Source organism: candidate division KSB1 bacterium, assembly GCA_034505495.1.
GTDB lineage: Bacteria > Zhuqueibacterota > Zhuqueibacteria > Residuimicrobiales > Krinioviventaceae > Fontimicrobium_A.
On record JAPDQV010000045.1, the window covers coordinates 16,904 to 24,234 of the forward strand.

The 7,331-nt window shown below is 53.2% G+C and carries 3 protein-coding genes; all 3 read left to right on the plus strand.

The window, feature by feature from the left end:
• The coding region (locus tag ONB24_13675) for a DUF5110 domain-containing protein (protein MDZ7317162.1) at nt 1-2,044 on the plus strand (2,044 nt) is incomplete at its 5' end.
• Between the two features lie 38 nt (nt 2,045-2,082).
• Nucleotides 2,083-3,738, plus strand: coding sequence for a hypothetical protein (locus tag ONB24_13680; GenBank protein MDZ7317163.1), 1,656 nt, complete (start codon nt 2,083-2,085; stop codon nt 3,736-3,738).
• A 342-nt stretch (nt 3,739-4,080) separates the two neighbouring features.
• On the plus strand, nt 4,081-7,331 hold a 3,251-nt coding region (locus ONB24_13685; protein ID MDZ7317164.1), incomplete at its 3' end, for a helicase-related protein.

The window sequence follows — 7,331 nt, forward strand, 5'->3', positions numbered from 1 at the left end:
TCTCATCATCAATAAGAAGGACGGCGCTTTTACCCTTAAAGATGCTTCGGAGAAAATATTATCCTCCGGTACACCTCTTCCTGATAATCAATGGGGTTCGTTCGGCGTGCATCTCAATTTGGCAAAGGATGAGCGTATCTACGGACTCGGCGACGTGTCTCGCGACTGCATTCAGCGCCGGGGCAAAGCCGTGCAAATGTGGGCGACTTACGGCCCTGCCTACGCCCCGTCGCCGTTCGTCATGAGCAGCCGGAACTACGGCTTGTTCGTCAATACAACTTGGCGGCATTACTGGGACATCGGCCGCTCGAAAAAAGATGTGATGACCATTTGGGGGCCTCAAGGCGATCTTGACTTTTATCTGATGGCCGGAAAAGATTACGCCGAAATTCTCAATCTTTACACCGAGATCACCGGCAAACCGACCCTGCTGCCGATGAAAAGCTACGGTCTGATGTATATCGAGCACTACAAAGTCGATCAGTACGATCTGCTGCGCACGGCAGAACAATTCCGCAGTCTGCGCATCCCCTGCGATTGGCTCGGCTTGGAACCCGGATGGATGGAGAAAAACTATGATTTAAGCACAACCAAGGACTGGCATCCGGATCGTTTTTTCATGCCTTCCTGGGGCGAGGCAAAAGATCACCGCGAGGTGACCTTTATCGGCGCCTTGAACCGCATGGGATTCGACTTGGAGTTGTGGATTGCCTGCAATTACGACATCAGCTACGAAGCAGAACGCCGCGCTCTCAAGGCGGAGACCTCCCCCGCGAAATCGACCGCAACGGCACCTTTCGAGGTTGAATCGCTCAAATATCCGGTGCACGGACATGAACCTTGGCATCTGGACAATTTGACCAAACCGGATGAGCCGTGGTTTCAGCATTTGAAACGGTTTGTGGATTTCGGCGTGGCAGCCTTTAAGCAGGATCCGGCTTTCGGCATCAACGAACATCCGGACCGCCTATACGGCAACGGCATGACCGATGAAGAGATGCATAACCTCTATCAAACCCTCTTGGCGCAGCAATATCATGAAGGATTTCGCGAACACACCGGCGGCCGACGTTCCGCGACATTTGTCTGCGCCGGTTATGCGGGGTTGCAGCGCTGGGCACCGACCTGGGCGGGCGACACCGGCGGCGGTCCCGGTCCGTTGATTTCCATGCTCAATCACGGTATGTCCGGTCATATCAACACCAGCTGCGATATGGAAGTCACGACGCCTGCCGGCATTCATTTCGGATTTTTCCAAACTTGGGCGTTGGTGAACGGCTGGTTTGAAATCAGCCATCCGTGGCGCCTTGGGCAAAAGCAATATAAAATGTTTGTTTATTATGACAAGCTGCGCTATCGTCTCATTCCATACATCTATTCCACGGCGTTTAACGGCCACCTCACCGGCATGCCGGTGATGCGCGCCATGCCGCTGGTTTTTCCGAATGACCCCAAAAGCGATGAGCTGTTGAACCAATATATGTTCGGTGATTACTTGCTGGTTTCGGCATTTAGCAATCGGGTCCATTTGCCGCAAGGAAATTGGATTGACTATTGGACCGGCAAAACCTATCAAGGCCCGGTGGATATTGACTATATGATTCCGGAAAACCGCGGCGGCGCACTCTTTGTCAAAGCGGGCGCCATTCTGCCGCAATGGCCGGAAGTGGATTACATCGAACCGAATACGATAAAAGAAATTATTTTGGAAATCTTTCCGCACGAACGCAGCAGTTTTTCGCTTTACGAAGACGACGGCAAAACGTACGCTTACGAAAAGGGAGCGTTCAGCCGCACAAACATCACTTGCGAAGCAGCCGGCACCGAGGTACGCGTGAACATTCCGGCACGGCAGGGCGACTATGAGGGCAAACCGAAAGAGCGTCGTTTTCTTTTGCAGATTCATTTGGAAAAGGCGCCGACTGCTGTGACCATTGACGGTCGGGCGGACGATACCTGGCGTTTTGACGAAGCGGCTCGACTGCTGACCCTTCCATCATTGGAAGAAAAAGTCGAAGGCATCAACGTCACCGTAAAATTGTGAGATTAGGGTCGAACGATAGACTAACAACGAGGTCGTTTATGAAGCGAGTGCTCAGCCCTTTAGGGATGATCTTTTTCATCGCAGGCGCCTCGGCGCTGTCCAAGCCTGCCTTGCCGGATTCCATCCTCGGGCATCCGGTACAGCGCGCCGCCGACGGCCGCCTGCTGCCGTGGTACCAGCCGCACGTGCCGGGCGCCGCTTATGCGCACGTCGCCAAACTGGCGTCCGAGTTTATCCGCGACAGCGTGCCGGTGTATGACCCGTTGGGCGTAAAAATGTACTTTATCACCTGCTGTTTTCACCAGGAAACGCGGCAAAATTCCCATGAAATCATCCCTGAGGACTGGATGCACAACCCGGCCTGCGTGTGGGCCGGATTGGTGCAGGGCCTGGTGCTCGATTGGCGCGTCTATTCCGGCGACGAGTCGTACATTCCTTTGGTGCGCGAAATGCTCGACTTTCAGCTGCAGCACGGCACCACGCCCGCCGACTGGCCCTGGCCGAACGTGCCGTACGCGAGCGCCGATCCGTTCGTGGTCGAGTATCAGGGCGCGACGCGCTGGGAAACCGACGGCATGCGCGGCGACGGCCTGCACGGCATCGAGCCGGACAAAGTCGGCGAGCTCGGCGTCGCCTATCTCAATTTCTACAAAGTGACCGAGGAACAGCGCTTTTTAGATGCGGCGCTCCATTGCGCCGATGCGCTGGCCACGCACGTGCGCGACGTGCTGCCGCCCTCTCGGCAGTTTGCGCCCTCCAAAACGGATCAATCGCCCTGGCCGTTCCGCGTCAACGCCCGCACCGGCGCGGTCATCTCGGAGTACTGCTCCAACGTCATCGAGCCGATCCGCCTGTTCGACGAACTGCTGCGGCTGCGCGATCGTCTCCGGCTCACGCCGGAACAGGCGGCCGCCTATCAACGAGCCCGCGATTTGGCCTGGCAGTGGCTCTACTCGATCAACGGGCCGATGAAAACCTACATCTGGAACGCCTATTTCGAGGACATCCCCAATGACCCGGACCGCAGCAACCGCGTGCAGATCACGCCGCTGGAGACGGCGCGGTACCTGATCAAGCATCCGCATCTTGATCCTGATTTAGAAAAGAACGTGCCGGCGCTGATCCGCTGGGTCGCTTCGGCGTTTGCAACCGAAGGGCTGGATGCCATCAAAGAGCAGACCTGGTGTTACGAACCCATGGGCAGCCATACGGCGCGCTACGCTTCCATTTGTGCGCTGTGGTACGAGCGCACCGGTGATCCGTGGTACAAGGATCAAGCGGAACTATTTTTCAATTTGGCCACCTATATGTGTCACGAGAACGGCGTCGTGTCCGTGGGGCCGTACTGGCCGAGCTCGTGGTGGTCGGACGGCTACGGGGATTATATCCGCCATTTCATGGAGGGCCTGGCTGCTGTTCCCGAATGGGCGCCCGACGGAGATCACCTGCTGAGATCCACATCAGCGGTTCAAAAGATTACTTACCAACCCAAAAAGATTTTTTACAAAACTTTTGACGACCAAGGATGCGAGGTGCTCCGCCTTACCGTCAAGCCGCGCCGGGTTACGGCAGCCGGTCGGCTGCTGCAGCAGGTCCGTTCATCTGATCAAGAGGGTTGGCGATGGCAAAGCTGCACCAAAGGCGGCGTGCTGCGAATCAAGCGTGAAGGCAGTCCGGTGGTAATCGAGAAATAGGGGGTTGTAAAACTACAAACTTTAAAAAGCACTAATTGAGAAAAAGTCTGAAACTTTGGACAAGAGTATTCTTGTAGATATTTCAGTTTTCGAACCTGGCAATGAAAGATTGTTCTTTAGCTCGCGATCTATTTGAGTATATATGCAAGTCTTAAAGGACACCGCGACGGAATCGCTTTCAAAACGCCGCACTCGAGATGAAAAGTGCATTATTTCAACGCGCGATATGCAATATAGAAAATGCAAAATCCTATTAGATTATCATCACCAGAAAGCTAAGGTAGTAAAAAGACATGACCCTAATGCATCATACGGGTTATTATGTAGGCAAAAACAAAATAGATGAAGAATAACGTTATGCAAATTACTCCAGGGAGCATCATACAAGGAACCTATTGGCCGGAGCCGGTCGAAGTTTCACAGGTTGAAGAGATCGGTGATTATGTACGCATCGTTGGTGTGCTGACCAAATCGCGCGAGCACATCGATCAAATGTTGCCCAAATCACAAGTAATGCAGATTGCCGCAGGGGAAATCAAACCTTTATTTTCAGCAAATCCGAGGCATTTTTTCCTTGCCTTGGAAGCATACCGATATCGATTTGCGTCATTATATGATCCTCTATTGGCGATGAACACCTCAAAAGTGGATCCCCTCCCCCACCAAATCGAAGCTGTTTATGGGTATGTCTTGCGGCTGCCGCGCATTCGCTTTCTGATTGCTGATGATCCGGGCGCAGGCAAAACCATTATGGCGGGGCTGATCATAAAAGAATTGAAACTGCGCAATCTCATCAGGCGAATTTTGATTGTCGCTCCCGGGCATCTCAAAGACCAATGGCGGCGGGAAATGAAAGACCGCTTCGAAGAGAATTTTGTAGTCGTAGATCGCGATGTCATAGGTGCCTTTTATGGGCAAAGCGTCTGGCAACGTGAACAGCAATTAATTACTTCGATTGATTTTGCCAAACAGGATGACGTTTTGCCCGGCATTGCTTCGGTACCGTTTGATTTGATTATCGTGGACGAAGCTCACAAGATGTCCGCGACTCGTTATGGGGAAAAGCTGGACAAGACTATCCGCTATCGATTAGGCGAAAGACTTTCAGAAATCACAACTCATTTGCTGTTTTTGACCGCTACGCCTCATCGCGGTGATGCCGAAAATTTTCGTTTATTTCTCGACTTACTGGAGCCCGGCTTTTTTGCCACAACAGAAATGGTTTCCGACTCTATTCGCAAAGCCGAAAATCCGCTTTTTATTCGCCGGCTAAAAGAGGATTTGAAAGATTTTGACGGCAAGCCGCTGTTCCTGCCGCGACATGTCGAGACGAAAACCTTCAACCTTGGTGTCGAAAGCGCAGCAGAGAAAGAATTGTATAACGCGCTTTCGCGTTACGTAAATGAACAATACGGCCTCGCGCTTAATAAAGACAAGCGCCGCAACATAGCTTTTGCTCTGGTCATCCTGCAGCGTCGCTTGGCCTCCAGTACGTATGCGTTGCTCAAGTCGCTCGAACGACGAAAGCACCGGCTGGAAAGCTTGCTCCATGAGGCTCAACAGCGCCATCAATTCAGCTTTGGATATGATTTCGATGAAGTCGAAGACATGAGCGAGGAAGAACGATGGAAACAGGAAGAGGTCTGGGAGACGCTCAGCGTTGCCGAAAACCGAGAAGAATTGGAAGAGGAATTGCATACGCTTGAGAAATTAGTCGAGCAGGCAAAAGCTATTGTGGATACAGAGCCGCCCGCAGAAGTTAAACTGCGACATTTCCGCGCCGCGCTGGAAGAGCTCAAGCGGCAATACCCAGGCGAGAAAATCTTGGTATTTACCGAATCGCGTGATACCCTTGAATACCTGGAAAGAAACTTGCGCCGCTGGGGATACAGTGTCTGCACGATCCACGGCGGAATGGAGTTGGAAGAACGAATCAAAGCCGAGGCCGTTTTCAAGAACGAAGCGCAAATCCTGGTGGCGACCGAGGCGGCGGGTGAAGGCATCAACCTGCAATTCTGCCATTTGATGATCAACTATGACATTCCCTGGAATCCGAACCGTTTGGAACAGCGCATGGGCCGCATTCATCGCTACGGGCAGACCAAGGAAGTGTTCATTTTTAACCTTGTGGCCTGCGACACGCGCGAGGGCAGCGTTCTGAACGCCCTGTTCCGCAAACTCGAGGAAATTCAACAGGCGCTCGGCAGTGATAAGGTTTTTGATGTGTTGGGCGACATCATCACCGGCAAAAATCTTTCGCAGTTGCTGGTGGAAGCCGCCGCCAACGCGCGCAGCCTGGATGAAATCCTTGAGGAAATAGAAATCAAGGTGGATGCCGAATATATCGACCGCGTGCGACAGAATCTGGGAGAGAGCCTGGCCACACGGTATATTGACTATACCCGCATCCGCGAAATGGCCGAGCAGGCGCGTGAACATCGTCTCATCCCGGAATATACCGAAGCCTTCTTCATACGGGCGCTGGAGGAGCTCGGCGGACGCCGGCTGGAACGCAAGGTTGCTGAATACCCCCGTGGAACCTTTCTCGTTTTGGAAAGTGTCCCATCGGCTTTACGGCAGATTGCGGAAGAAGAATGGTTCAAGAGACAGTTCGGCGCGCTTGTACGACGCTACCCGCTCATTACCTTTGATAAAGAAGCAGCCATGCGCGTTCCGCAGGCAGAACTGGTCACCTTCGGCGACCCGCTCTTCGAAGCCGTTATGGTGTGGGTGGAGCGACATTTGGATATTGCGCTGAAGGAAGGGGCGGTATTTACCGACCCCGACGGGCTTCGCGACGGTATCCTGCTTTTTTATCAAGGTGAAATACGCGACGGTAAAAACGAAATTGCCGGCACGCGCCTGTTTGCTCTGTTTGCCGACCGAAAACGGGGCGTAATCGAGCCGGTCAATCCGGCCATATTGTGGGATTTGTCCGAGGGGGGCGAGGCATCAACCTATTTGCCTGCAGAGGAGGTGGATGCATCGAAAGGCCGCGCCTTAACCGTCCTTTTGCCGGAACTGGAAGCCTATCGCCATGAGCTGATGGAGGAGCGCAAACGGCAAGCCGCCATTAAGGAAAAATACGGTTTGAAATCGCTTGAATATCTTATTTTAAAACTTGACGGAGACCTGATACACCTGCAGATCCGCAAAGAAAAAGGTGAGAATGTGGATCTTGTTATGCACAACAAGAGAGAACAAAAGGAGCGTTACGAACATGCCTACAAAGAATTAAGCATAACGCTCAAGCAGGAATGCCAACTGACTCTTTCCACACCGCGCTTCCTCGGCGCAGCGCGCGTTGTGCCGGCGCCCTTCGCCGCCGACTTGGCATCGGATGCCGAGATCGAAAGAATCGGTGTTCAAGTCGCCATGGAGTATGAGCGCGCTCGCGGGTGGATGCCGGAAGACGTTTCAAAAGAAGACCTCGGCTTCGACATACGTTCCACCTCGCCGGAGGGTCAAAAACGGTACATCGAAGTCAAAGCCCGTGCCGGGTCCGGCCCGGTGGCGCTGACCCAGAACGAATGGTTCAAGGCGAAGCGCTTCCAGTCCGAGTATTTTCTGTATGTGGTGTTGAATGCCGCCGG